This is a genomic window from Micromonospora sp. NBC_01638, from assembly GCF_045209745.1.
Classification (GTDB): domain Bacteria; phylum Actinomycetota; class Actinomycetes; order Mycobacteriales; family Micromonosporaceae; genus Micromonospora.
On the sequence record NZ_CP109273.1, the window covers coordinates 5,892,121 to 5,914,656 of the forward strand.

At 72.4% G+C, this 22,536-nt stretch carries 22 protein-coding genes, 2 pseudogenes and 1 riboswitch; of the genes and pseudogenes, 7 read left to right on the forward strand and 17 right to left on the reverse strand.

Annotation, left to right across the window (positions count from 1 at the left end; all coding sequences use genetic code 11):
* Positions 1–7: 7 nt before the first annotated feature.
* Together OG811_RS27580 and OG811_RS27585 are read right to left on the reverse strand one after the other, a co-directional pair.
* Positions 8–334 (reverse strand): hypothetical protein, encoded by a 327-nt coding sequence (locus OG811_RS27580; RefSeq protein ID WP_406069881.1) that lies wholly within the window; start codon positions 332–334, stop codon positions 8–10.
* Positions 335–438: 104 nt separating this feature from the next.
* A complete protein-coding gene (locus OG811_RS27585) occupies positions 439–669 on the reverse strand; it encodes a hypothetical protein (RefSeq protein ID WP_406069882.1) in 231 nt (76 codons plus the stop codon).
* Positions 670–963: 294 nt separating this feature from the next.
* Between OG811_RS27585 and OG811_RS27590 the strand changes: the two genes are divergently transcribed.
* The 3 genes from OG811_RS27590 (at position 964) to OG811_RS27600 (ending at position 4,671) form a co-directional block, all read left to right on the forward strand.
* Positions 964–2,430 (forward strand): S8 family peptidase, encoded by a 1,467-nt coding sequence (locus tag OG811_RS27590; protein WP_406069883.1) that lies wholly within the window; start codon positions 964–966, stop codon positions 2,428–2,430.
* 117 nt (positions 2,431–2,547) lie between these two features.
* Positions 2,548–3,048 (forward strand): hemerythrin domain-containing protein, encoded by a 501-nt coding sequence (locus OG811_RS27595; protein WP_406069884.1) that lies wholly within the window; start codon positions 2,548–2,550, stop codon positions 3,046–3,048.
* Positions 3,049–3,125: 77 nt separating this feature from the next.
* A riboswitch (ZMP/ZTP riboswitch) is annotated at positions 3,126–3,215 on the forward strand.
* A 19-nt stretch (positions 3,216–3,234) separates the two neighbouring features.
* Entirely contained in the window at positions 3,235–4,671 is a 1,437-nt protein-coding gene (locus tag OG811_RS27600; RefSeq protein ID WP_406069886.1) for a glycine hydroxymethyltransferase, read from the forward strand.
* A 180-nt stretch (positions 4,672–4,851) separates the two neighbouring features.
* Here the strand turns inward: OG811_RS27600 and OG811_RS27605 are convergent, their stop codons facing one another.
* The 14 genes and pseudogenes from OG811_RS27605 to OG811_RS27670 all read right to left on the reverse strand — a co-directional run bounded on the left by OG811_RS27605 (position 4,852) and on the right by OG811_RS27670 (position 17,425).
* A complete protein-coding gene (locus tag OG811_RS27605; protein ID WP_406075946.1) occupies positions 4,852–5,112 on the reverse strand; it encodes a hypothetical protein in 261 nt (86 codons plus the stop codon).
* A gap of 67 nt (positions 5,113–5,179) precedes the next feature.
* Positions 5,180–6,506: pseudogene (locus OG811_RS27610) on the reverse strand (aminotransferase class I/II-fold pyridoxal phosphate-dependent enzyme).
* A 3-nt stretch (positions 6,507–6,509) separates the two neighbouring features.
* On the reverse strand, positions 6,510–7,613 hold the full coding sequence (locus tag OG811_RS27615) for an alpha-hydroxy acid oxidase (RefSeq protein WP_406069887.1): 1,104 nt from the start codon (positions 7,611–7,613) through the stop codon (positions 6,510–6,512).
* The gene (locus tag OG811_RS27620; RefSeq protein ID WP_406069888.1) at positions 7,606–8,595 is read right to left on the reverse strand and encodes an alpha/beta hydrolase; all 990 of its coding nucleotides are present in this window, start codon (positions 8,593–8,595) and stop codon (positions 7,606–7,608) included. The genes OG811_RS27615 and OG811_RS27620 overlap by 8 nt, the downstream gene beginning before the upstream one ends.
* Positions 8,596–8,602: 7 nt before the next feature.
* A pseudogene (locus OG811_RS27625) lies at positions 8,603–9,067 on the reverse strand (cytochrome P450); the annotation flags it as partial.
* A gap of 310 nt (positions 9,068–9,377) precedes the next feature.
* Entirely contained in the window at positions 9,378–9,695 is a 318-nt protein-coding gene (locus OG811_RS27630; protein ID WP_406069890.1) for an antibiotic biosynthesis monooxygenase family protein, read from the reverse strand.
* Positions 9,692–10,948, reverse strand: coding sequence for a beta-ketoacyl synthase N-terminal-like domain-containing protein (locus tag OG811_RS27635; protein WP_406069892.1), 1,257 nt, complete (start codon positions 10,946–10,948; stop codon positions 9,692–9,694). The genes OG811_RS27630 and OG811_RS27635 overlap by 4 nt, the downstream gene beginning before the upstream one ends.
* A complete protein-coding gene (locus tag OG811_RS27640) occupies positions 10,945–12,219 on the reverse strand; it encodes a beta-ketoacyl-[acyl-carrier-protein] synthase family protein (protein WP_406069893.1) in 1,275 nt (424 codons plus the stop codon). Before OG811_RS27640 ends, OG811_RS27635 begins: the two co-directional genes overlap by 4 nt.
* Entirely contained in the window at positions 12,216–12,620 is a 405-nt protein-coding gene (locus OG811_RS27645) for a cupin domain-containing protein (RefSeq protein WP_272611493.1), read from the reverse strand. Before OG811_RS27645 ends, OG811_RS27640 begins: the two co-directional genes overlap by 4 nt.
* On the reverse strand, positions 12,613–13,368 hold the full coding sequence (locus OG811_RS27650) for an SRPBCC family protein (RefSeq protein ID WP_406069895.1): 756 nt from the start codon (positions 13,366–13,368) through the stop codon (positions 12,613–12,615). The genes OG811_RS27645 and OG811_RS27650 overlap by 8 nt, the downstream gene beginning before the upstream one ends.
* Entirely contained in the window at positions 13,365–14,795 is a 1,431-nt protein-coding gene (locus tag OG811_RS27655) for an acetyl/propionyl/methylcrotonyl-CoA carboxylase subunit alpha (protein ID WP_406069897.1), read from the reverse strand. Before OG811_RS27655 ends, OG811_RS27650 begins: the two co-directional genes overlap by 4 nt.
* Before the next feature lie 19 nt (positions 14,796–14,814).
* On the reverse strand, positions 14,815–15,351 hold the full coding sequence (locus tag OG811_RS27660; RefSeq protein WP_406075948.1) for an acetyl-CoA carboxylase biotin carboxyl carrier protein: 537 nt from the start codon (positions 15,349–15,351) through the stop codon (positions 14,815–14,817).
* Positions 15,333–17,090: an acetyl-CoA carboxylase carboxyltransferase subunit alpha gene (locus tag OG811_RS27665; RefSeq protein ID WP_406069898.1), complete on the reverse strand. Its 1,758-nt coding sequence runs from the start codon at positions 17,088–17,090 to the stop codon at positions 15,333–15,335. The genes OG811_RS27660 and OG811_RS27665 overlap by 19 nt, the downstream gene beginning before the upstream one ends.
* Positions 17,087–17,425, reverse strand: a complete 339-nt coding sequence (locus OG811_RS27670) for a TcmI family type II polyketide cyclase (RefSeq protein ID WP_272611497.1) — start codon at positions 17,423–17,425, stop codon at positions 17,087–17,089. Before OG811_RS27670 ends, OG811_RS27665 begins: the two co-directional genes overlap by 4 nt.
* A gap of 444 nt (positions 17,426–17,869) precedes the next feature.
* On the opposite strand from OG811_RS27670, the gene OG811_RS27675 reads away from it, so the two are divergent.
* The 4 genes from OG811_RS27675 (at position 17,870) to OG811_RS27690 (ending at position 21,550) form a co-directional block, all read left to right on the forward strand.
* Complete coding sequence (locus OG811_RS27675; protein ID WP_406069899.1) at positions 17,870–18,667, forward strand: BTAD domain-containing putative transcriptional regulator; 798 nt, start codon at positions 17,870–17,872, stop codon at positions 18,665–18,667.
* 91 nt (positions 18,668–18,758) lie between these two features.
* Entirely contained in the window at positions 18,759–19,106 is a 348-nt protein-coding gene (locus tag OG811_RS27680) for a TcmI family type II polyketide cyclase (protein WP_406069901.1), read from the forward strand.
* A 1-nt stretch (position 19,107) separates the two neighbouring features.
* Positions 19,108–20,457: an FAD-dependent oxidoreductase gene (locus OG811_RS27685; protein WP_406069902.1), complete on the forward strand. Its 1,350-nt coding sequence runs from the start codon at positions 19,108–19,110 to the stop codon at positions 20,455–20,457.
* Between the two features lie 274 nt (positions 20,458–20,731).
* Positions 20,732–21,550, forward strand: coding sequence for a hypothetical protein (locus tag OG811_RS27690; protein ID WP_406069904.1), 819 nt, complete (start codon positions 20,732–20,734; stop codon positions 21,548–21,550).
* Positions 21,551–21,705: 155 nt separating this feature from the next.
* On the opposite strand, the gene OG811_RS27695 is transcribed toward OG811_RS27690, so the two are convergent.
* On the reverse strand, positions 21,706–22,533 hold the full coding sequence (locus OG811_RS27695) for a hypothetical protein (protein WP_406069905.1): 828 nt from the start codon (positions 22,531–22,533) through the stop codon (positions 21,706–21,708).
* Between the last annotated feature and the right edge of the window lie 3 nt (positions 22,534–22,536).

Below are 22,536 nucleotides of genomic sequence, written 5' to 3' on the forward strand. Positions count from 1 at the left end.
GGGCAGGTCAGGAGATCAGCATGATGCCCACGACGACGAGCGGCAACCCGACGAACAGGAAGATCCCGACCCCGGTGAGGACTCGGCCACCGCCCCCGGTCTCCTGCTCGGGTGCGAGCCCGAAGGTGGCCCGGGCACCCAACATGCCGACCCGGCTGAGGGTCAGGTCGCCCGTGACCCCGAGCAGCGCCCCGACGACCACCAGGGCGATGCCGAGCCGGGTGGCGAACTCACCGCCGGACACCGCGACCCACACCCCGGCAGCCACCGCGACCACCACCAGCGCGATCACCAGCAGCACCAGGGCTTCCCGCAGCCCTTTGAGGACCGTCATCGATGGCTCCATCCCGTCTTGTCGGACGAGACATTTTGCGCCATCGACGGGTCCGGCCGCTGCCCCCGCTGGGCAGCGGCCGGTTGGGCCGACGGTTCGGGCGATCAGCGCCCTTCCTGCTGCATGCGCGTCATGAGCATCTGCTTGCCCTGGTCACCCGCCTTGCGGTTGTTCTCCTGGATCTTGCGGAACCAGTTGGCGAGTTCCGTGTCGCCCCGCGCGTCCGCGTCGGCGATGTACGTGTCCATCCGGTAGATGTTCTCCAACGACATCTGCAACATGTGGATCAGGTCGTAGTTCTTGTCCCGCACCGGGCTCATCTGTTCCCTGGTCATGGTCGCCACGACATACCTCCCCTGTCTCGACTCCGGTCGCGCACCGCTTACCCGCCCCCAGCGGGTTCACGCCCGGCCGGCCGCGAACCGGCTGTCTCGCCCGTGAGCTGCTCGACGAGCTGCCCCCGTGCCTGGCCACGGTCTGACGGTTGTTGTCGATCCCTCCGGCTGCGGGTAACACAACCCAGGATTCCGACGCTGAACCCCCTGGAAAGCGAGCAACCTGCTCGTTTACCGCCGGCCCGCTTCCCGCCAGGCAGTGGGGCCGGCTGGATCAGCCCTCTGGGAGTCTGTGTGAAGAACCTGCGTCGCAAGACACTCGCCGCCGCGTCCGTCGTGGCGCTCGGCGTCGGCCTCGCCGCCACCGGCGGGTTGGCGCCGGCCGCGGCGGCTGGACCGGAAACCACGTTCCTGGTCCTCGCCCCGCAGGGCGGCAAGACCGACAAGGCCGCCGCCCGCGTGGCGGCCGCCAACGGCACCGTGGTGGCCAGCTACAACCAGATCGGCGTGCTCGTCGTCCGCTCGACCAACCCGAACTTCGCCACTGCGGTGGCGGGCGCGGGCGTCGACGCGGTCGCGTCCACCGCCGGCCTGGGCACCGCCCTCGACGAGGGCGAGACCGTGGAGGTCTCCGCGGCCGACGCCACCGGCGACCCGACCAAGGAGCCGATGTACGCCCAGCAGTGGGACATGGACATGATCCACGTCCCGCAGGCCCACGCGGTCAACGCGGGCAGCTCGAACGTGGTTGTCGGCGTGCTGGACAGCGGCATCTCCAGCAGCCACCCCGACCTGGCCACCCAGATCGCCAAGGACAAGAGCGTGTCCTGCATCGGCGGTGCCACCAACACCGCCGAGGCGGCCTGGAACCCGACCACCAGCGACCACGGCACCCACGTGGCCGGCACCATCGCCGCCGCCGTCAACGGCGTCGGCGTGACCGGCATCGCGCCGGGCGCCAAGGTCGCCGCCGTCAAGGTGGTCAACGACGACGGCTACATCTTCCCGGAGGCTGCGGTCTGCGGGTTCATGTGGGCCGCCGACCACGGGATGCAGCTGACCAACAACAGCTACTACATCGACCCGTGGGAGATGAACTGCCGCAACGACGCGCGCCAGCGCCCGGTGTGGCAGGCCGTGCAGCGAGCGATCCGTTACTCGCAGTCCAAGGGCGTGCTCAACGTCGCGTCCGCGGGTAACTCGAACTACGACCTCGCTCACAAGATCACGGACACCGGCAGCCCGAACAACGGGACGCCGGAGAACCGTGAGAACCTCACCAACGCCTGCCTCGACCTGCCGGCCGAGGTGCCGGGCGTGGTGACCGTCGGTGCGGTGGGCCCGACCGGGGAGAAGAGCTACTACTCCTCCTACGGTCAAGGTGTCATCGACGTGACGGCGCCGGGTGGCGACAGCCGGTTCCGCACCCAGGGTGCGCGCTCGACCAGCACCGACGCCGTCCTGTCGACCACCTTCAACACCGCTACCCGCACCAACGGGTGGGGGTACAAGCAGGGCACGTCGATGTCCGGCCCGCACGCCACCGGTGTCGCGGCGCTGGCCCTCTCGGCGCACCCGGGCATGACCCCGGGCCAGCTGTCGTCGTTCCTGGAGCGCACGGCGGTGGCCCAGTCCTGCCCGAAGGGCGTCTACAACCCGGTGCCGCTGCTGGGTGACACCTACAACGCGACCTGCTCCGGCGGGAACCGTAACGGGTTCTACGGCTTCGGCATGGTCGACGCGTACAACGTGGTGAAGTAACACCCGCACCATCAGCGACGGGGTCCGGCGTTCCAGCGCCGGGCCCCGTCCTGCTGTTTGCGCAGGTCCATGCCCGGGTACGGGTGGCGACACCAGTCGACTCGAGAAGGTCATCCGGTGTCCACCGATGCCATCGTCATGCTGAAAGAGGACCACAAGGAGATGCGCCGCCTGTTCAAGGCGTTCCAGGACGCCGAGGAAGCGCCGGCGAGCGAGCGGCGGCAGCTGGTCAGGCAGATCATCGAGGCGCTGACGGTGCACACCTACCTCGAGAACGAGGTGATGTACCCCGAGGTCCGCCGGCTCGTGCCGGACGTCGAGGACGACGTCCTGGAGTCGTACGAGGAGCACCACGTCGCGGACGTGCTCTGCCTCGAACTCTTCACCATGGCCCCAGACGACGAGCGGTACAACGCCAAGACGACGGTGCTGATCGAGAGCGTGCTGCACCACGTCCAGGAGGAAGAGGAGGAGTGGTTCCCCAAGGTGCGTGAGGCGCTCGGGCGTAACCAGCTCCAGGAGATCGGCGAGCGCATGATCGAGCTACGCCGGAAGGCGCCGAAGACCCCGACCGCGCCGAAGGCGCTCAAGAAGTCGCTGGACGCCGTGACCGCCTGAGCGGCCCCGCCCTGGACGTGGACCCGCCCGGTGGGCCGGAGGTGCACCGGGCGGGCTGCGGCGTACCCGGTAGGATCGGCGCGGGCCGTTACTGGCGCGTGGGGATGGAGAACCATCGGGGAGCGGTCCCGTCACGAGGACGTTTGCCGAGCGCCTGGGCCTTCCCGCACGTCTGTAGGAGGTCGCATGTCGCGCAACGCCGAGTCCACCGCTTTCCGTAGTGCCCTTGAGGTGATCCGGGCTGTCGAGCCGCGGGTGGCCGATGCCATCGGCGCCGAGCTGACCGACCAGCGGGAGTCGCTCAAACTCATCGCCAGTGAGAACTACGCCTCCCCGGCGACGCTCCTGGCCATGGGCAACTGGTTCAGTGACAAGTACGCCGAGGGCACCGTCGGACGCCGCTTCTACGCCGGCTGCCAGAACGTCGACACCGTCGAGGCGCTCGCCGCCGAGCACGCCCGGGAGCTGTTCGGCGCCGCGCACGCGTACGTGCAGCCGCACTCGGGCATCGACGCCAACCTGGTCGCGTTCTGGGCGGTGCTGGCCGACCGGGTGGAGTCCCCCGCGCTGAAGAAGGCGCAGGTCCGCCAGGTCAACGACCTCACCGAGGCCGACTGGTTCGCGTTGCGCCGCGAGCTGGGCAACCAGCGGATGCTCGGCATGTCGCTGGACGCCGGCGGTCACCTCACCCACGGCTTCCGGCCGAACATCTCGGGCAAGATGTTCGACCAGCGCAGCTACGGCACCGACCCGGTGACCGGTCTCATCGACTACGACCGGGTGGCCGAGGCGGCCCGCGAGTTCAAGCCGCTGATCCTGGTCGGCGGCTACTCGGCGTACCCCCGGAAGGTGAACTTCCGGATCCTGCGGGAGATCGCCGACTCGGTCGGCGCCACCTTCATGGTCGACATGGCACACTTCGCCGGCCTGGTGGCCGGCAAGGTGTTCACCGGCGACTTCGACCCGGTGCCGCACGCGCACATCGTCACGACCACCACCCACAAGTCGCTGCGCGGCCCGCGCGGTGGCATGGTGCTCTGCCAGCCGGAGCTGGCCGACCAGGTGGACCGGGGCTGCCCGATGGTGCTCGGTGGTCCGCTGCCGCACGTGATGGCCGCCAAGGCGGTCGCCCTCGCGGAGGCCCGCCGCCCCGACTTCGCCGACTACGCGACCCGCATCGTCGACAACGCGCAGGCCCTCGCCGAGGGGCTGCTGCGCCGGGGCGCGAAGCTGGTCACCGGCGGCACTGACAACCACCTGGTGCTGATCGACGTGTCCGGCTACGGGCTCACCGGCCGGCAGGCCGAGCAGGCTCTGCTGGACTCGGGCATCGTCACCAACCGCAACTCGGTCCCGCAGGATGCGAACGGGGCCTGGTACACGTCCGGCATCCGGGTCGGCACGCCAGCGCTGACCACCCGGGGGCTGGGCACCGCCGAGATGGACCAGACCGCGGAGCTGATCCACACCGTGCTGGCCCAGACCACCGCCGGCGCCAACGCCGACGGCACGCCGTCGAAGGCGAAGTACACCCTGGACCCCGATCTGGCCGACAAGATCGCCCGCCAGGCCACCGACCTGCTGGCCCCGCACCCCCTCTACCCCGCCATCAACCTGACCTGACCCCCGCTCCCCGCTCCCCGCTCCCCCGCTCCCCCGCTCCCCCCACCGCGTCGATCTAGGGAAAATTGCTGCGGCTAGAGATCAACTAGCGACGATTAGCCCTAGATCGACGGGGCGGGGGGCGGGGGCGGCGGACGGGGGCGGGGCGGGGGCAAAGGGCGGGGGGTGGGTGGGTGGGGCTCAGGTTAGGGGGCGCTTGAGGTGGTAGCGGTGGACTTCGGTGCTTCCTTGGACGTTGTTCACGTCCTCGGCCGCGGAGACGAGCTCCCATCCCTCCCGGCCGGCGAGGTTGAGGTGCGCGATGGCGGTGTCGCCGAAGGCCGTGATGTCCTTGCGTGACCCGTCCGGCGCGTACCAGACGAACGAGACATGGAAATTGCGGCCCTGTCCCTGATAGCGGCGGACGAGCAGGGCGTACTCCCAGGCAACCATGCGGCCTATTATGACCGTCCAGCCAGGACCCCGGCACGCGGGCCGTTGCGCATTGCCATCCGATGAACGCGGTGTGTCAACCCACCGTTCCCGTTGCCCGACGGGTCAGCTCGTCGGTGATCAGGGCCGCGAGGCGATCCAGCCCGAGGTCGATCTGCTGGGGAGTCACCGCGCTGACCGACAGCCACACACCGGCGCGGTGTCGTCGTAGAAGTGAGCCATCGGCGTCCACAACACACCGTAGTCGCGCGCCGAGCGGTCCAGCAGCGCGTCGTCGACCGGGAACGGCACGGTCACCACCACGAAGAACCCGCCGGCCGGCACGGTCCACCGCACCGGCCGGTCGGGCCGGTCCGGGAACCGCCGACCCAGGCCGGCCACCAGGTGGCGCAGGTTGGGGTGTACGCGGACCGCTCCCGGGTGTTCGCGGGCACCAGGCTGCCGCCGTGTTCCAGCAGCCGGCCGCCGATCACCGCCTGCGCGATCGGCGACGTGTTCACCGTGACCATGCTCTTGATCATGGCGAGTTGGTCGGCGAGCGGGCCGACCCGGCCGTCCGGCCCGGCCACCCGCTGGTCGGCGACCACGTACCCGACGCGGGCACCGGGCAGCACGGTCTTGGCGAACGAGCCGAGGTAGACGACCCGGCGCTCGGTGTCCAACGCCTTGAGGGTGGGCGGGCGCGGCCTGTCGTCGAGGTGGAACAGCCCGTACGGGTTGTCCTCCAGCAGCAGCAGATCCTCCTCGGCGGCCAACGCCAACAGCCGCCGCCGGTGGGCGGTGTCGATGCTGACTCCGGAGGGGTTGGCGAAGTCCGGCATCACGTAACAGGCGCGCGGTCGGAGCCCCGCCGCCCGGGCCCGGCGTACCTGGGTGGAGAGGTCGACCAGGTCCACCCCGGACGACCCACCGGCGACCGGCCACACCGGCAGGTCCACCAGCCGGGCCGCCCCGGTCAGCCCGACGTAGGTCGGGGCGACCGCGAGCAGCACGTCCGCCGGCCCGGCCCGCAACGCCCGCAGCACCAGGAACATCGCCTCCTGGCAGCCGACGGTCACCACGACGGCCTCCGGGTCGACGGTGATCCCCTCGTCGACCGCGAGGTTGCGGGCGATCAGGTGGTGCACGATGCCCTTGGTGCGGCCGTACTGCAACAGCAGCCGCCGGGCCTGCTCGGGTCGGTGACCCAGGTCGTCGGTGAGGTGCCGGTGGAACGTGTCCAGGTGCCGGTGCACCGCCGCGAGATCGAAGAACTCCTCGTATGGCCGGCCGGCCGCGAGGGACACCGCCGCCGGATAGCGCTCAGACACCTCGTTGAGGAAGTTCATCGAGGTCAGCGCCGGATCGCCCAGCGCGGGGTGCAGGTCGGCGACGGTCAGGTCGACCGGTTCGGTGGCGGTCACCGCTCAACCTGCCGTACGGGTGCGCAGCTCGCCGGTAGCCGCCGGGTCGGGACAGCCGGCCAGGGTGAGAGCGTCGCGCAGTTCGGCGGCGAGCAGGTCCAGCGCGTCCCGCGCGCCGTGTTCGCCACCGACAGCCAGCGCCCAGAGCAGCGGCCGACCGACCAGCACCCCGGCGGCACCCAGCGCGAGCGCCCGCAGCACGTCGGTGCCGCCCCGGATGCCGCTGTCCATCAGCACCTGGCACTCGTCACCAACCGCGTCGACGACCTCCGGGAGCATGGTCACGCTGGCCGGCGCACCGTCGAGCTGCCGCCCACCGTGGTTGGACACGACCACCGCGTCCGCGCCGATCCGCACCGCCTCGACCGCGTCGTCGGGGTCCAGCACCCCCTTGACCACCAGCGGAAGGTCGACCTGCTCGCGGAGCCAGGCCAGGTCCGTCCAGCGCAGCGCGGGCGCGAAGGCCGCCTCGGTGTGTGCGGCGATCGCGGAAACCCCGGGGGCGCCAGCGTGCGCCAGGGCATCCCGTCCGGTGGGCAGGTTCGCGGCGACCACGTCGGCCGGCAGTCGGAACGCGTTGCGCAGGTCCCGGGGGCGGCGGCCCAGCACCGGAACGTCCACGGTGACCACCAGTGCCCGGCAGCCGGCCGTGACGACCCGGTCGAGCAGGTCGCGGACGAGAGCCCGATCGCGCAGCCAGTAGAGCTGGAACCAGACGTCCGCGCCCGCGCCGGTGACCTGTTCGATCGGTGTGCTGCCCAGCGTGCTCGCCAGATAGGGCACCCCGGCCGCCCCGGCCGCCGCCGCGAGGCCCAGTTCCCCGTCCGGGTGCACCAGCCGCTGGTACGCCATCGGCGCCACCCCGACCGGCATGGCGTACGGGCGGCCGAGCAGTCGGGTGCCGAGGTCGACGGTGTCCACCCCGCGCAGCACCCGGGGCAGCACCGCGACCCGGTCCAGCGCGTGACGGTTCGCAGCCAGGGTCACCTCGGCCGCGCTGCCGCCCGCGACGTAGTCCCACACGTCCGACGGGAGCACGGCCCGGGCCCGCTCGGCGTAGTCGGCGAGCGACACGGCCGGCAGGTCGGTCAGCACCGGCTCAACCATCGCGCACCGCCGTGCCCGTCCCGGCGACTGCCGGATCGTCCGGCCCGGGTGGCAGCCCGAATCGCTCCCGGAGGAACGCCGCCGCGCTCCCCTGCGCCCGCCGCCCGTCGGTGAAGGCGCCGGGCATGGCGAAGAAGCCGTGGATCATGCCCGGGTAGTGCGCCAGCCGGGTCGGTACGCCAGCCTCGCGCAGTCGCTCGGCGTAACGCTGCCCCTGCGCGCACAGCGGGTCCAGCTCGGCGGTGACCACCAGCGCCGGCGGTAACCCGGACAGGTCGTCGGCGCGCAGCGGCGAGGCCAGCGGGTCCCGGGCGTGCGCCGGGTCGGACAGGTAGTGCGTCCGGTACCAGGCCACCGAGCGGCGGTTGAACAACGTCGGATCGACGTCGTCGGCCGGGCCGGCCGGGTCGCCGCCCTGGTCGGTGTTCGGGTAGACCCGCAGCTGCGCGGCGAGCGCGGGCCCGCCCGCACGGCAGAGCAGGGTGACCGCGGCGGCGAGGTTGCCGCCAGCGCTGTCCCCGCCCACCGCCAGCCGGTCCGGGTCCACGCCCAGCCGGTCGGCCTGGCCGGCCACCCAGCGGGTGGCGGCGTGGCAGTCGTGCACCGCCGCCGGGAAGGGGTGCTCCGGGGCGAGGCGGTAGCCGACGGTGATCACCTGGCAGGGCACGGCGTTGGCCAGTCGTCGGCAGATGTCGTCGGCGGTGTCGATGCTGCCGAGCGTCCACCCGCCGCCGAAGAAATACAGCAGGGTGGGCAGCCGGCCCGACCCGGCCGGCCGGTACACCCGCAGCGGCAGTTCGCCGCCGGGGCCGGGGATCGTCTCCTCGCGTACCTCGGCCACCGGCTCGACCGCGCCGTTGCCGGCGCGGATCGCGGCCAGGTCCGCGGCGCGCGCCTCGATGAGGGTCTGCGCGTACAGCGGCGGGGTGCCGGCCGCGGCACGGGCCGCCCGGTACGCCGCGACCTCCGGGTGCAGGGCCATGTCGCTCCTATCCGCCGGTGCTGACCAGCAGCTTGTCGATGCCGCGCAGGAACAGGCTGCCGCTGTACGTCGGCGTTGCGGTGTACGTCAGGTTGGGGAACCGGGCGAACAGCCGGGGTAGTGCGAGGCGTCCCTCCAACCGGGACACCGCCGCGCCGAGGCAGAAGTGCAGACCCACTCCGAAGGCCAGTGACGGGGGGCCGGGGCGGGTCGGGTCGAAGGTGTCCGGGGCCGGAAAGCGGGCCGGGTCCCGATTGGCCGCAGCGATCATGATCAGCACGTTGTCGTCCTTGGCGACCGGCACGCCGTCCAGCGTGGTGTCGGCCGGCGCGGCACGGGCCAGGAAATGCACCGGGCTCTCCAACCGCAGCACCTCGTCGACGCAGCCCTGTGCCAGTGCGGGGAACCATACGACGCCCACAAGGCCATTGCTAGATGCAAATGGCTGGATCAGAACGAACGGCCAGCCGGATTGCCGACAGCCCGTTCGGCGGGAAGGATCGGGCGAGTGCGCCGGCAGAGCGTCACCGCAGGATGACGCCTCGTACAACCGTCGCGCGGCCTGAACCGGACGGCCGATGGCGCCCCGGTCATCGGGTGAGCCCGATGAGGGTGGCGAGTCGCGCCGCTGGCAATCTTGGACAGATTCCGTTGGCTCGGAACGGAAACGTGCCCTCGCCGCGCGAGGAGATCGTGCTCGTAGGACGAAATAGTGGCCTCCACCCGAGGGCGAGGCCACTACATCATGGATCGAGCGCGATCATCCAGGCAGGCGCGGACCGTCAGGCCAGCGTCGGGGTCTGTGCGTGGATGTGGAAGCGCAGGGATCGGGCGTCGGTGAAGCACTCCCGCATCGGACGCACCAGGTCCCGGTGTTCCGGGCTGCGTTCCCAGCTCTCGAAGTCGGCCAGGCTCGCCCACTCGCTGGTGATCAACCACTGTTCCGGGTCGGTCGACGAGCGGCACACCTGGTCGACCATGTGCCCCGGCACCCCACCGGCAACCAGATGCCGCACCTCCTCGTACGCGGCGAGGAACTGCTCGGTGCGCGGCACCGGCACCCGCACCAGGAAGACAACCCGAGCCCGCTGCTCACTCATGGCGTCGCTCCCCTCATCGGCGCGGCCCCGCGCAGGACCAGAGCACTGTTGAACCCGTCGAAACCGCGCGCACACACCAGCGCGAGCCGGCTGCGCGGCCGGCGGTGCTCCCGCAGGAAGTCCAGCTCGCACCCGTCGGCCACCTCGTCCGGCCCCGCCGACGCCGGCAGCGTGTCGTGCGCGAAGGCGAGCAGCGCGGTGGCCACGTCCAGCGCGGACCCACCCTGGTACGCCCGCCCGGTCAGCGGCTTCTGCGTGGTCACCGGGGGCTGCCGGTCGGCGAACACGGCGCGCAGCGCCTCGGCCTCGCTGCGGTCGTAGCGGGGCACACCGAGCGCGTCAGGCAGCACCACGTCGATCCCGGCCGCCGCGACGCCCGCCCGGTCCAGGGCCAGCCGCATCGCCCGCGCGTACTGGGCCGGGTCGCCGGCACTGTCCGCCGTGGTGTGCGCGGCGTCGTGGGTGGAGCCCCACCCGCTCACCTCGCCGTAGACCCGGGCGCCCCGGGACAGGGCGTGCCCCAGCTCCTCCACCACGAACACCGCTCCCCCCTCGGCCGGCAGGTAGCCGCTGGCCGTGGCGTCGAACGGCCGGTACGCCCGCTCCGGATCGGCGACGTCGCTGAGCAGCCCGGAGCGCAGCTGACAGGCCAGCGCGTACGGGCTCAGCGGGCACTCGGTGGCCCCGGCGATCACGACCGGGGTGCCCCGCCGCACCGCGCGGGCGGCGTGCGCGAGGCTGTCCAACCCGCCGGCCGCCTCCGCCACCAGCACCCCGCTCGGGCCCTTGAACTGGTGGTGGATGGAGAGCTGCCCCACGCTGGCCGCGTAGAACCAGGCGATCGACTGGTACGCCCCGACCGTCCGTGACGACCCGCCCCAGAGCCGTTGCAGCTCCCGCTGGCCGAACAGGTTGCCGCCGGACGAGCTGGCCAGGGTCACCGCGTAGCCGTACGGGTCGGGGGCCCGGTCGGGCAGGCCGGCATCGGCCAACGCCAGCCGGGTGGCGGCGAAGCCGAGGTGCGTCCACCGGTCGGTCTGCACCAACTGTCGGCTGTCGGCGTAGGAGTCGGCGGTGAAACCGGGCACCTCCCCGCCGTAACGGGTCGGGTAGTCGGACGGGTCGAACAGCGTGATCGGCCCGGTCCGGCGGGTGCCGGCCAGCACCGTGCGCCAGTGCGCGTCCGCGCCGATGCCGCTGGGCGCGACCACACCGATGCCGGTCACCACCGCGCGGGCGACCCCGGCGCTCACGCCGCCACCGCGCCGAGCATCCGCCGGAACACCATCGCCGACTGGAAGCCACCGAACCCACTGCCCACCGAGAGGGCCACGTCCACCGGGACCTCCCGCGCCTCGTTCGGTACGTAGTCCAGGTCGCATTCCGGGTCCCGGGTGCTCCAGTTCGCCGTCGGTGGCACCACGCCGAACTCGATGGCCAGTGCGCACGCGGCCATCTCGATCGACCCGATCGCGCCGAGCGAGTGCCCGACCATCGACTTGATCGAGCTGATCGGCACCCCGTACGCGGCCTGGCCGAGCGCCCGCTTGAACGCGGCCGTCTCGTGCCGGTCGTTCTGCCGGGTGCCCGAGCCGTGTGCGCTGATGTAGGAGACCTGCTCGGGAAGGATCCGTCCCTGCTTGAGCGCGTCGGTGACGGCGAGGCTCATCTCCAGCCCGTCCGGGCGCAGCCCGGTCATGTGGAAGCCGTTGCTGCGGCTGGCGTAGCCGGCCACCTCGCAGTAGATGTGCGCCCCCCGCCGGCGGGCGTGCCCGGCCTCCTCCAACACCAGCACCGCACCACCCTCGGCCAGCACGAACCCGTGCCGGTCCGCGTCGAACGGGCGGGAGGCGTGCGCCGGGTCGTCGTTGTCCGGGCTGGTCGCCTTGATCGCGTCGAACGAGGCGACGGTGACCGGTGAGATCGGTGAGTCGGCCGCACCGGCCAGCAACACGTCCGCCTCACCGTCCACGATCATCTGATGGGCGTAGCCGATGGCGTCGATGCCGGAGGTGCAACCGGTGGAGACCACCTGCGCCGGCCCGTGCAGCCCGTGCCGGCAGGCCACGTCGGCGGCGAGACTGCTGGGCACCAACGCCTGGTAGAGGTACGGGCCGCCGCGCGCCGGGTCGACCAGCCAGCGCCGGCCGTGCTCGCTGACGGTGACGTACTCCTGCTCCAGCGCCATCGTGCCGCCCACTGCGGTGCCCAGCACCACCCCGGCCCGGTCCCGCTCGGCGTCGGTGAGCACCAGCTGAGCGTCGGCGACGGCCTCGACGGAGCAGGCCAGCGCGAACTGCACGTAGCGGTCGGCCCGGCGTCGTTCGGCCTCGCTGAGCCCCGCGGCGATCGGGTCGAAGTCGCACTCGGCGGCGATCTGGGAGCGGAACGCCGACGGGTCGAAGAAGCTGATCCGCCGGGTGGCGGTCCGCCCCTCGGTGATGGTCTTCCAGAAGCGGTCCCGGCTGGCGCCGCCGGGGGCGACCACCCCTACCCCGGTCACCACCGTGCGGCGCCCAGTCATGACCCGCCCCGCTGCTCGGCCAGCTCGGTGTCGACGTGTCCCAATTCGGGGCGGGGGGCGAGCGGGCCCAGGTGGAAGACCACCTCGGCCGGTTCGACGCCGGTGTTGCGCAGGCGGTGCCGCACGTTCACCGGCACGAACAGCGCCTCGCCGGCGGCCAGGAGCGTCGGCTGGTCGTCCAGGTCGACGGTGATCGCGCCGCGCACCACGTACAGGAACTCCTCGCTGTACGGGTGGTAGTGCTCGGCGATCCGCTCCCCCGGCGCGAGCGCGGCCACCCCGAGGAAGCCGGAGGTGCTGCCGACGGTGCGGGGGCCGAGCAGCACCCGCAGCTCACCGCCGCGCCGTCGGTCGGCGGGTACGTCCCCGGCGGCGATCGGCCGGGTGCTCAGGTCACTCATCGTCGGCCTCCGTCTGCTCCTCGCTGGCCGCGGGGCGACCCTGGTCGGCGCGCTGCCAGGCGATCCGCTCCACCCGGTCCTTGATCACCGCGAGTTGGGTGACGCTGTTGGTGTTGATCCGCTCGGTCATCGCGGCGTTGTCGACCGGCGCGGTCGGCTTCATCGCGAAGTCCTGCGTCCAGGCCATCCGGGTGCCACCGGCCTCCTCGGTGTAGCGCCAGTGGATCCGCATGTACTCGAACGGCCCGGTCTCCACCCGGTACGCCCGGACCTGCCTGCTCACCGGGTCGGCGGTGCGCTCGCTGACCCAGCTCCAGGCCGTCCCGTTCTCGTCGGGGTGCATGGTGAGCCGGAACCGCACGGTGTGCCCCTCGCGGTGCAGGATTTCCACCACGGCGTACTCGGTGAACAGCTCGGTCCAGTTCGCCACGTCGTTCGTGACCTCCCAGACCAGCGCCAGCGGCGCGTCGATGAGGACGCTGTTCTCGGTGTGCCCGGGCGGGTCGACGCGGCGGGTGACCAGGTCGGCCACCGCCGGGATGCTCAGGTGCCCGGCCTGCTCGGGGATGCTCACCTGCCACCGGTCGGCGACGACCGCGGAGAGCTCCAGCAGGGCGAGCGAGTCCATGCCCAGCTCCTCCAGCGACGCGGCGGGCGCCCGGGCCGCAGCGTCGGCGTCCAGCCCGCAGTGCGCCACCAGGATGTCGGTGATCTCGGCGGTCATCGGGCGACCATGGGTGACGGTCATCGGGTCCTCCTGTGGGTTGCGACGGGCTCCGCGGCGGACGCGGGGCGCGGTGCGGGGGTGGCCGTCGGCCGCTGCGCGGACGCGGCGAGCAGACGGTCGACCAGGCCGGTGGTGTAGCGGCCCTTGCGGAATGCGGCGTCGTCGAGCACCCGCCGGACGAACGGGATGGTGGTGTGCACGCCCGGCCCGGCGATGTCGAACTCGTCCAGGGCACGTTCCAGCCGGTTGAGGGCCAGCTCCCGGTCGGGCGCCCAGACGATCACCTTGGCCAGCAGCGAGTCGTACCAGGGGCCGACCAGGTAGCCGGCGCTGGCGTGGGTGTCGACCCGGGTGAACGGGCCGCCGGGTGGGGTGAAGCGCTCCAACCGGCCGGGAGTCGGGGCAAAGCCTCGCCCGGGGTCCTCGGTGTTGACCCGGCACTCCACCGCGACGCCGTGCAGGCGGATCTCCTCCTGCCGCCAGCGCAGCGGCACCCCCGCCGCGATGTGCAGTTGCTCGTGCACCAGGTCGATCCCGGTGACCATCTCGGTGACCGGATGCTCCACCTGGATCCGACAGTTGATCTCCAGGAAGTGGAACTGTTCCTCGGCGTCGACCAGGAACTCCAGCGTGCCGGCGCCGACGAAGCCGACCTGAAGCGCACCCCGCAGCGCGGTCTCGGCGATGGTGTCGAGCACCGCGGCGGGCAGTGCCGGGGCGGGCGCCTCCTCGACCAACTTCTGGTGCCGGCGTTGCACCGAGCAGTCCCGGGTTCCCAGGTGCACCCCGTTCCCGTTGGAGTCGCAGAGCACCTGCACCTCGACGTGCCGAGCCTCGGTGAGATAGCGCTCGACGTACACCCGGTCGTCGCCGAAGGCGGCCTGGGCGGCGGCGCGGGTTCGGGCGTACGCCCGGCGCAGCTCACCCGGGGTGCGCACCACGGTCATCCCCCGGCCGCCGCCCCCGGCGGCGGCCTTCACGATCACCGGGTAGCCGACGGCCTCGGCCACCTCGGCCGCCGCAGCGGCGGTCGGCACCGGCGCGACGCTGCCCGGCGACAGTGGCAGACCGGCGGCGCTCATCAGTGCCCGTGCCGAGGACTTGTCGGCCAGCGCGGCCATCACCGCCGGCGGCGGGCCGATGAAGATCAGCCCGTTGTCCGCGCAGATCTCGGCGAAGTCGGCGTCCTCGGAGAGGAAGCCGTAACCGGGGTGCACGGCCTGCGCGCCCACCTGCCGGGCCGCCTCCACGATGGCGGCGGCGTTGAGGTAGCTGCGCCGGCTCGACGCGGGCCCGATCCGCACGGCCTGGTCGGCGAGACGGACCGCCGCCGAGTCGGCGTCCGCGGCGGAGTAGACCACCGCCGTCCGCACGCCGAGCTCCTTGCAGGCGCGCAGCACCCGCAGCGCGATCTCGCCCCGGTTGGCGATCAGCACGGTCTCGAACATGGTCAACCATCCCGCGCTGTCACGCCGGGTCCAGTTCGACCAGCGGCTGGTCGTACTCCACCGGCTGGCCGTCCTCGACGAGGATCGCGACCACCCGACCGGCGCGGTCGGCGGTCACCTCGTTCATCAGCTTCATCGCCTCGACGATGGCGACCGGCTGGCCCGGGCGGACCAGGTCGCCCACCGCGACGAACGGCCTCGCGCCAGGCTCCGGCGCACGGTAGAAGGTGCCGACGATCGGTGCCCGCACCGCGGCGCGCCCGGGCACCGGCGGCCGGATCAGCGCCGCCGGTGAACCGGGTGCCGGCGGCGCCACCTCGGCCCGTGGCAGGGGTACGTCCGGCCGGCTCACCTCCTCGGGGTGCCACTCGACCTCGAGCACCGCCGGCCCGCTGCGCAGCCGGATCCGGCGCACCGGCCCGGCCAGCTCCGCGATCAGGTGCTGCGCCTGCCGGCGCAACCCAGCCAGCGCCTCCTCGCCGCCCACCCCGGCGTCGTCGGGCGCGTCGACGGTCGACACCGCCCCGTCGCCGGCGGTCACCGAGCACCCGCCCAGGTGCCGGCGCGTGCCGCGCCGAACCGCCGGAAGCGCTGCCGGCGCAGGCGCACCAGCATGGCGGGCGGCACGTCCAGCAGCGGCAGCAGATTGCTCAGCAAGGCGGCGCGCAGCCGGTGGGCGGTCTCCGCCGGGTCGTCGTGCGCGGCGGTCGCCGGCTCCGGGACCACCTCGTCGACCACCCCGAGCCGGCACAGGTCGGGCGCGGTCAGGCGCAGCGCGCGGGCGGCCTGCGGCGCCGCGGACCGGTCCGGCCAGAGGATGGCCGCACAGCCCTCGGGGCTGATCACCGAATAGACGGCGTTCTCCAGCATCAGCACCCGGTCGGCGACCGCCAGCGCCAGTGCGCCGCCGCTGCCGCCCTCACCGGTGATCACCGCGAGCACGGGGGTGGGCAGCACCGTGAGGGTGAGGATGTTCTCCGCGATGGCCGCCGCCTGGCCCTGCTCCTCGGCGCTCACCCCGGGGTCGGCGCCCGGGGTGTCCACGAGGGTGACCACGGGCAGGCCGAGCCGGGCGGCGAGGCGCATCAGCCGCAGCGCCTTACGATGCCCGGCCGGGCTGGCCATGCCGAAGTTGCGGGCGACCAGTTCGGCGGTGGTGTGCCCCTTCTGGTGACCGATGACCATCACGTGCCGGCCAGCCAGCCGCGCCACGCCGCCGACGATGGCCGGGCAGTCTCCGCCGAGCCGATCTCCGTGCAGCTCCACGAACCCGTCGAAGACCGAGTCGAGGTAGTCCAGTGTGGTGGGTCGGCCGGGGTGTCGCGCCATCCGGACGGTGTCCCACGCGTCGCGTACCGTCGGGGTGTCACCCGCTCCTGGCGCGATGGCGGCGTCTCCACCGGCCGCCGGGTCCGCCGGCCGCGCCAGAGCCGTGCCGTGCTCGCGGCGTGGCGCCGGCTCCTGCCGGGGTACGGGCGGGCGGGTCGGACGGCCGGCGCGGGTCGCCGCGAGCAGCGCCACCAGCCGTCCGCGCAGCGACCGACGCAGCACCACCATGTCGACCTGCCCTTGCCGGAGGAGGAAGTCAGCGGTCTGGAAGCCCTCCGGCAGCGCCCGGCCGGTGACCTGACGGATCACCCGGGGGCCGGCGAAGCCCATCCGCGCGCCGCTCTCGGCGAGCACCAGGTCGGTGTTGGTGGCGAACGACGCGGCCACCCCGCCATAGGTCGGGTCGGTGAGGACACTCACGGTGAGCAGACCCGCCTCGCGCAGCGCGGCGATTGCCTGGCTGACGGTGGCCATCTGCATCAACGACAGCGCGCCCTCCTGCATCCGCGCCCCGCCGGAGGCGGTGATCAGGATGAGCGGGATGCGGTCGTCCAATGCCCGTTCGGCGGCCCGGGTGATCAGCTCCCCCACCGCGCAACCCAGACTGCCGCCGAGGAAGCGGAAATCCATCACGGCCAACGTGGCCGGGTGTCCACCGATGGTGGCCGTGGCGCAGACGACCGCCTCGGCCAGGCCGGTGCTGGCCCGCGCGGCGGTGAGCCGGTGCGGGTACGGCAGCACGTCGACGAAGTCGAGCGGATCCACCTCAGGCAGCCGGTCCGGCAGGAGGCGCAGCGATCCCGGGTCGACGAGTTGGCGCAGGCGTTCCGGTGCGCCGAGCCGGGCGTGCTCCCCGCACTCCGGGCAGACGTCCAGATTGCGGCGCAACCGTTTGCGGTAGAGCAGGCTGGCGCAGCCGGCGCAGCGGGACCAGAGCTGCTCCTCGCGCGGCGCGGTGGCCGTCACGACCGCCGCCCGATGTCGGGGGCGTCGAACCGGTAGAAGCACTGCGCCATCGCGTCGCGCGGCGAGCGCCAGGTCGACAGGTACGGCGAGACGTACGGGCGCAGACGGTCGCTGACCCGGATGAACTCGGGGTGGCCGCGGGCGCCCTCCACCGCGCTCTCCGCCGGCTGCTCGGTCTCGAGCAGGTGCACATACAGGTCGTGCAGTCGGTACAGCGAGCGGTGCCGGACGCCGACCAGGCGCGGCAACTCCGTCGCGTCCGACTCGGCGAAGATCTCGGCGACCCGCTCCTCGGCGGTCGGATCCACCTTTGCGACGATCAGCGATCGGTCCATGCTGGGCCTCCCCCCACGGCGTCCGGCCGGCGACGGGTGGCCCCCGGACGCGCTGGACGACTGCCGACACGATGCGGCAATCCTCGTCACGGCGGCGTCACCGTGCAGGACAGGTCAGCGGCGCATGGCAGTGACGCTGCGTTGACGCAACCTGTGTATCAGCTATGCGTCCGTCGCGCTCAAAGCGGTGGGTCACACGAATGTTTATGCAGTTCAGAACGGATCTCTGGCTGACCGTCACCAATAGAAGGTTCACGCCAATGTTGACGCACCGTGACTGCTATTGATAATCTTCACCGTGGTCAGCCCGCCGAACCCGCCGGTGGGGTCGCGCCCGACAAACGCGAGCCGCGACCCCACCGGTGGGGTCGACAGTGGCGCCCCGGGCAACCGATTCGGGACACAGCAAACAGTCGGGACGAGCGTTCCGCAGGGGGTGCCACCGTGGCCGCTGATCCATCCGTGCCGACCGCCGGAGACCCGCCCCAGGAGGGCGTCTCACTGCACCTGCTCGGCGGCTTCCAACTGCTGCGCGAAGCGGTGCCGGTTGTCGTGCCACGCGGGCTGCAACGGGTGATCGCGCTGATCGGGCTACGCCCCGGCGCCACCCGCAGCCAGCTCGCGGGGCTGCTCTGGCCCGACGCGTCGGAAGAGCGGGCGCTGTCCTCACTGCGCACCGCACTGTGGCGACTTCGGCAGGACCCGTGCTGCCCGATGACCGTGGCCAGCGACACCGTCCGGCTCGGCCCGGCGGTCCGGCTCGACGTGGACGACCTGGTCAGCACCGCGGCCCGGGTCCGCGACGGCGACGACCCGCGCACCGCAGCCGGCGCGCTCGCCGCCGGCCGGCACGACCTCCTACCCGGTTGGTACGACGACTGGGTGCTGCTGGACCGGGAGCGACTGCGCCAACTACGCCTGCACATGCTGGAACAGGTGGCCGGGCAACACCTGACCGCGGGGCGGCACGGCCAGGCGCTGGAGGCCGCGCTGGAGGCGATGGCCGCCGAGCCGTTACGGGAGACACCACACCGGCTGGTGGTCCGCATCCACCTGGCCGAGGGCAATGCCTTCGAAGCCGTACACGCCTTCTACGTCTACCGGGACCTGCTGCGCAGGGAGTTGCGCCTGGAGCCGAGCCCCGCGATGAGCGCCCTGCTCGACGACACCCTCGCCCCGATCCGCCAGGCCAGCCGGGACGCCGTCACCGATCGCCCGTCACCGGCCGGCCGGCGCACGTGACGGTGACGTGACAGGCGCTGCGGCACGGTGGGCGCACAGAGCACGTGGCACCGGTCCGAGGGTCGGGGAGCCACCGGCGGAAAGGGGTCCCATGAGTCGTCTACTGATCGTCAGCCGGATCATCCCGGGCGCGGAGGGGCGGGTCGCGCAGATCTTCGCCGAATCCGACGCCACCGAACTTTCCGGTCTGACCGGCGTCACACACCGATCCCTGTACTGCCTGCACGACCTGTGCGTACACCTGCTGGAAACCTCGGACGTCGATCCGGACTCGCTCGCGGCGGCCCGCAACCACCCGCTCTTCCAGCAGGTCAACGAGCGGCTCTCCGCGCACACGTCGCCGTACCTGCCGACCTGGCGCTCCCCTCGGGACGCGATCGCCGGCTGCTTCTACCGGTGGGACGCCGCCGAGGCGCCCGCGGCGCAGCCGGCAAGCTGACATGTCCACCGCGCCACCGCACGTCCTGATCATCGGCGCCGGCACGGGCGGGCTGTGCCTGGCGCACGGCCTGCGCCGCGCCGGGATCACCGTCGCCGTCTACGAACGGCACCGCGACCGCGCCGAGGGGCTGCTCGGCTACCGGGTCGGCATCGGCCCGACCGGTAGCCGGGCACTGCGGGACTGCCTGCCCCCGGAGTTGTTCGCCACCTTCCTGGCCACCTGCGCGCGGCCGCCGCACTACTTCAACGTGGTCACCGAAGGGCTACGCCAGACCGCCTCGTTCGAGCTGCGGCCAACCACCGACCCGGTGCGCACCGAGCACTCGGTGGCCCGGATGGCGATGTGCCAGGTGCTGCTGACCGGCCTGGACGATGTGGTGCACTTCGACAAGACCTTCACCCGGTACGCGCAGCGCGACGACGGCACGGTCACCGCGCACTTCGCCGACGGCACCAGCGCCACCGGCGACCTGCTGGTGGCGGCAGACGGCACACATTCGGCGGTGCGCCGCCAGTACCTGCCGCACGCCGTCACCAAGGACGCCGGCACCATCAACATCGCCACCCGGATACCGCTGACCGCCCACACCCGCGACCTCGTACCGGAGCGGATCCGTCAGGGCATCTCGCTGATCTTCGGTGTCGGCGGGGTCATGGGCGTCCTGCACGTCTTGGAGTTCAACTGGGACGCCGGGCGGGCGATCAAGCCTGGCGTCAGCGACGCCGCCGCCGCACTGTTGCGCGACTGGCCCGGCCTGGCCCACGACACCAGCACCGACAACATCAACCTGATCATCTGGAGTGCGGCCCGCCGGTTCCCGGCCGACATCATGCGGCGCCGCGGCGAGGACCTGCTGCGGGTGGCCCTGGGCCTCACCTCGAACTGGCACCCGAACCTGCGGGAGTTGCTGGCCCGCGCGGACCCGGCCAGCGCCCTACCGATCAAGGTGTCCACGTCCGAGCCGGTGCCGCCCTGGAAGAGCAGCACCGTCACCCTGCTCGGCGATGCCATCCACACCATGACCCCGGGTCGCGGTGTGGGCGCGAACACCGCGCTGCGCGACGCCCGCCTGCTCTGCGAGCAGGTCACCCGCGCCACCACTGGCGACAAGACGCTGCTACAGGCGGTGGCGGACTACGAAGCCGCGATGGCGCCGTACGGGTTCGCGCGGGTCGCCGATTCGTTGAATCGCAGCGGCACCAGCGGCGAGGACCGGATGTACCGGCCGGTGGTGGGTCGACTCGCGCTGCTCGGCGCGCGCGGCTACTTCGGAGTGACCAGCCGGGTGCCGCGGCTCCGCCGCCGGTTCGTTGACGACTTCCACACCTACGAGGGCGACCAGGACTGAGTCGGTCTCGGCCCGTCAACCCGGGCTCGGCGTGCCCGCCGGGCCCGGGGTCTCGTCGTTCCTGATTTTTTGGGTTTTCGTCGTGTTCGGCGCGACGCTGTGTCACTCGGCGGGCACCGACTGAGGTGGCCGACCCGCCTGCGATGCCCTTAACCGATCCTCTCTGTCGTCCGCAATACGCGTATGCGAAGCTGCGGCGAGTTTTTCTCGTGACTTTTTCAACGAGCTGAGAGGGAGGTTCGCCGTGGCGTGGTCTATCGGACACTCGCTGATAGTGATACTGGCACTGTTGCTGGGCCTGGCCGCCGGGTGGCTGCTGCCCGGCCGGCGGGGCATACCGGGCAAATCGATTGTGGATGGTGACCCCATCGCCGGCCTGGCCGTGATAGAGCCGCCGGCGTCGGCGGCCACCACCGACGAGGCCCGGCCCGCGGCCGCCGTCGACCCGGCCCCGACCGCGGTCGCCGACGAGCCGGTGCCGGTGGACACGGTCAGCGCGCCAGCCGTGATGACCGAGCCGGACGGTCCCACCCCGGCGGCCATCTCGACGGAAGCCCTGAGCACTGTCGACCCGGCCGACATGGCGCTGACCGAGGCCCCGCCGCCCGCACCGGTCGCCGAGCAGTCCGACGCGGCCGAACTGCGGCCGGAACCCGACGTGGAATCTGCCCCCGAGCCGGTCACGCTCGATGAGCAGCCCGCCCCGGCGGCCGTGATCGCCCCCCGTCAGCCCGCCGAGGCCAGCCCGACCGACGACGCGCCGCCCGCAGCCAGCCTGGTCGACGACGCGGAGACCAAGGCCGTCGTGGCGGACCCGGTGCCGGCAGCGGCGCCGGTGACCCCGACGGGCCCGGCCGACGACTTCCGCCGGATCCAGGGGATCGGGCCCAAGATGGCGGCCGCGTTGCAGGACGCCGGCGTGCGCACGTACGGCCAGCTCGGTGAGCTGGACGAGCCGGCGCTGCGCGACCTGATCCGGGCCGCCGGCCTGCGCGCCGCATCCGGGCTGGCCAGCTGGCCACAGCAGGCGCGCGTGCTCGCCGGCGCCGGCGACGCGATGGCCGCGGTGCTACCGGGCGGCAACCAGGCCTGACGCCTGCCCTCGAGCCCCCGGCCGCCGTCCCGTTGGACGGCGGCCGGGGGCTCGGCCGTTGGGGGCGAAACGTCCACGCGCACCGACCGCCTGGACCCGGGCGATCGACTCGGGTTACGGGAAACCGGCCCATCCACCGCCGATGCGGTAGCCGCTCACACCAGTGCTCCCGCGTACTTCCGGACCTGCAGCCGCTGCCCGGCGGCGCCGCCGAGTCGCACCTGGAGCCCGAGCGGCGCGGCGGCGCGGCGGACGTCGTCGAGGTGCAGCGATCCGTGCCGGTCCACGGTGAGCACCGGCGGCTCCTCGAGCTCGCCCTCCGATGCGTGGAAGGAGAGCAGGGTGACCGAGGTGGTGAGGTAGCCCGGGTACGCGGCGCGGGCCGCCGCCTCGTCCCGGTGGATGAGCACCACCAGGTCGTCGAGGTGGGCGAAGTCGGCGGCGAGGGCCCCGGCCTTCCAGTGCGCTGGTTCCTCGGCTGCGCCGGTGAGATGCCGGGACCGGTTCGCCGAGGTGATGTAGAGGTGGTCCGACCCGGTCTCGGCGAGTGCCCGCTCGAAGAAGGCGTTGGACGGGCAGGTCAGGCCCGGTGCGATCACCTGGGTGGTCCGCAGCCCCTGGTCGACCTGGGTGAGGTGCTCGGGGATCCGCTCCGCCGCCGGCCCGCGGAAGCCGAACGGCCCGGCCCCGTAGAGGGCGTCCATCAGCGCCCGCACCCGACCGACCGGCAACCGGGGCGAAATCCGCGTCCAGTCGAACATCCCCGGGATCCGGCCGATCGCGGTGGTGATGCTGCCGACCTGGTGGACGGGTCGCCCCTTGGCCAGGTTGACCCGGCGTACGGTGGCCGCGTCGGGACGCGTGACGATGACGTAGAAGTTGGCGAACGCCGCCGCGACGATCGCGCCGCCAGCCAGCGCGCGAGCCGCGACCGCGACGTCCTCGGGGCGGTCGATGTACAGGGGCGGTGTCGGGGCGTCCATGAG

Excerpts from the sequence above, each read along its gene's own strand:
- OG811_RS27580 (WP_406069881.1), bottom strand. The coding sequence starts at position 334 with ATGACGGTCCTCAAAGGGCTGCGGGAAGCCCTGGTGCTGCTGGTGATC.
- OG811_RS27585 (WP_406069882.1), bottom strand. The coding sequence starts at position 669 with ATGACCAGGGAACAGATGAGCCCGGTGCGGGACAAGAACTACGACCTG.
- OG811_RS27600 (WP_406069886.1), top strand. The coding sequence starts at position 3,235 with ATGTCGCGCAACGCCGAGTCCACCGCTTTCCGTAGTGCCCTTGAGGTG.
- OG811_RS27615 (WP_406069887.1), bottom strand. The coding sequence starts at position 7,613 with ATGGTTGAGCCGGTGCTGACCGACCTGCCGGCCGTGTCGCTCGCCGAC.
- OG811_RS27620 (WP_406069888.1), bottom strand. The coding sequence starts at position 8,595 with ATGGCCCTGCACCCGGAGGTCGCGGCGTACCGGGCGGCCCGTGCCGCG.
- OG811_RS27630 (WP_406069890.1), bottom strand. The coding sequence starts at position 9,695 with ATGAGTGAGCAGCGGGCTCGGGTTGTCTTCCTGGTGCGGGTGCCGGTG.
- OG811_RS27640 (WP_406069893.1), bottom strand. The coding sequence starts at position 12,219 with ATGACTGGGCGCCGCACGGTGGTGACCGGGGTAGGGGTGGTCGCCCCC.
- OG811_RS27645 (WP_272611493.1), bottom strand. The coding sequence starts at position 12,620 with ATGAGTGACCTGAGCACCCGGCCGATCGCCGCCGGGGACGTACCCGCC.
- OG811_RS27650 (WP_406069895.1), bottom strand. The coding sequence starts at position 13,368 with ATGACCGTCACCCATGGTCGCCCGATGACCGCCGAGATCACCGACATC.
- OG811_RS27655 (WP_406069897.1), bottom strand. The coding sequence starts at position 14,795 with ATGTTCGAGACCGTGCTGATCGCCAACCGGGGCGAGATCGCGCTGCGG.
- OG811_RS27670 (WP_272611497.1), bottom strand. The coding sequence starts at position 17,425 with ATGGACCGATCGCTGATCGTCGCAAAGGTGGATCCGACCGCCGAGGAG.
- OG811_RS27680 (WP_406069901.1), top strand. The coding sequence starts at position 18,759 with ATGAGTCGTCTACTGATCGTCAGCCGGATCATCCCGGGCGCGGAGGGG.
- OG811_RS27685 (WP_406069902.1), top strand. The coding sequence starts at position 19,108 with ATGTCCACCGCGCCACCGCACGTCCTGATCATCGGCGCCGGCACGGGC.
- OG811_RS27695 (WP_406069905.1), bottom strand. The coding sequence starts at position 22,533 with ATGGACGCCCCGACACCGCCCCTGTACATCGACCGCCCCGAGGACGTC.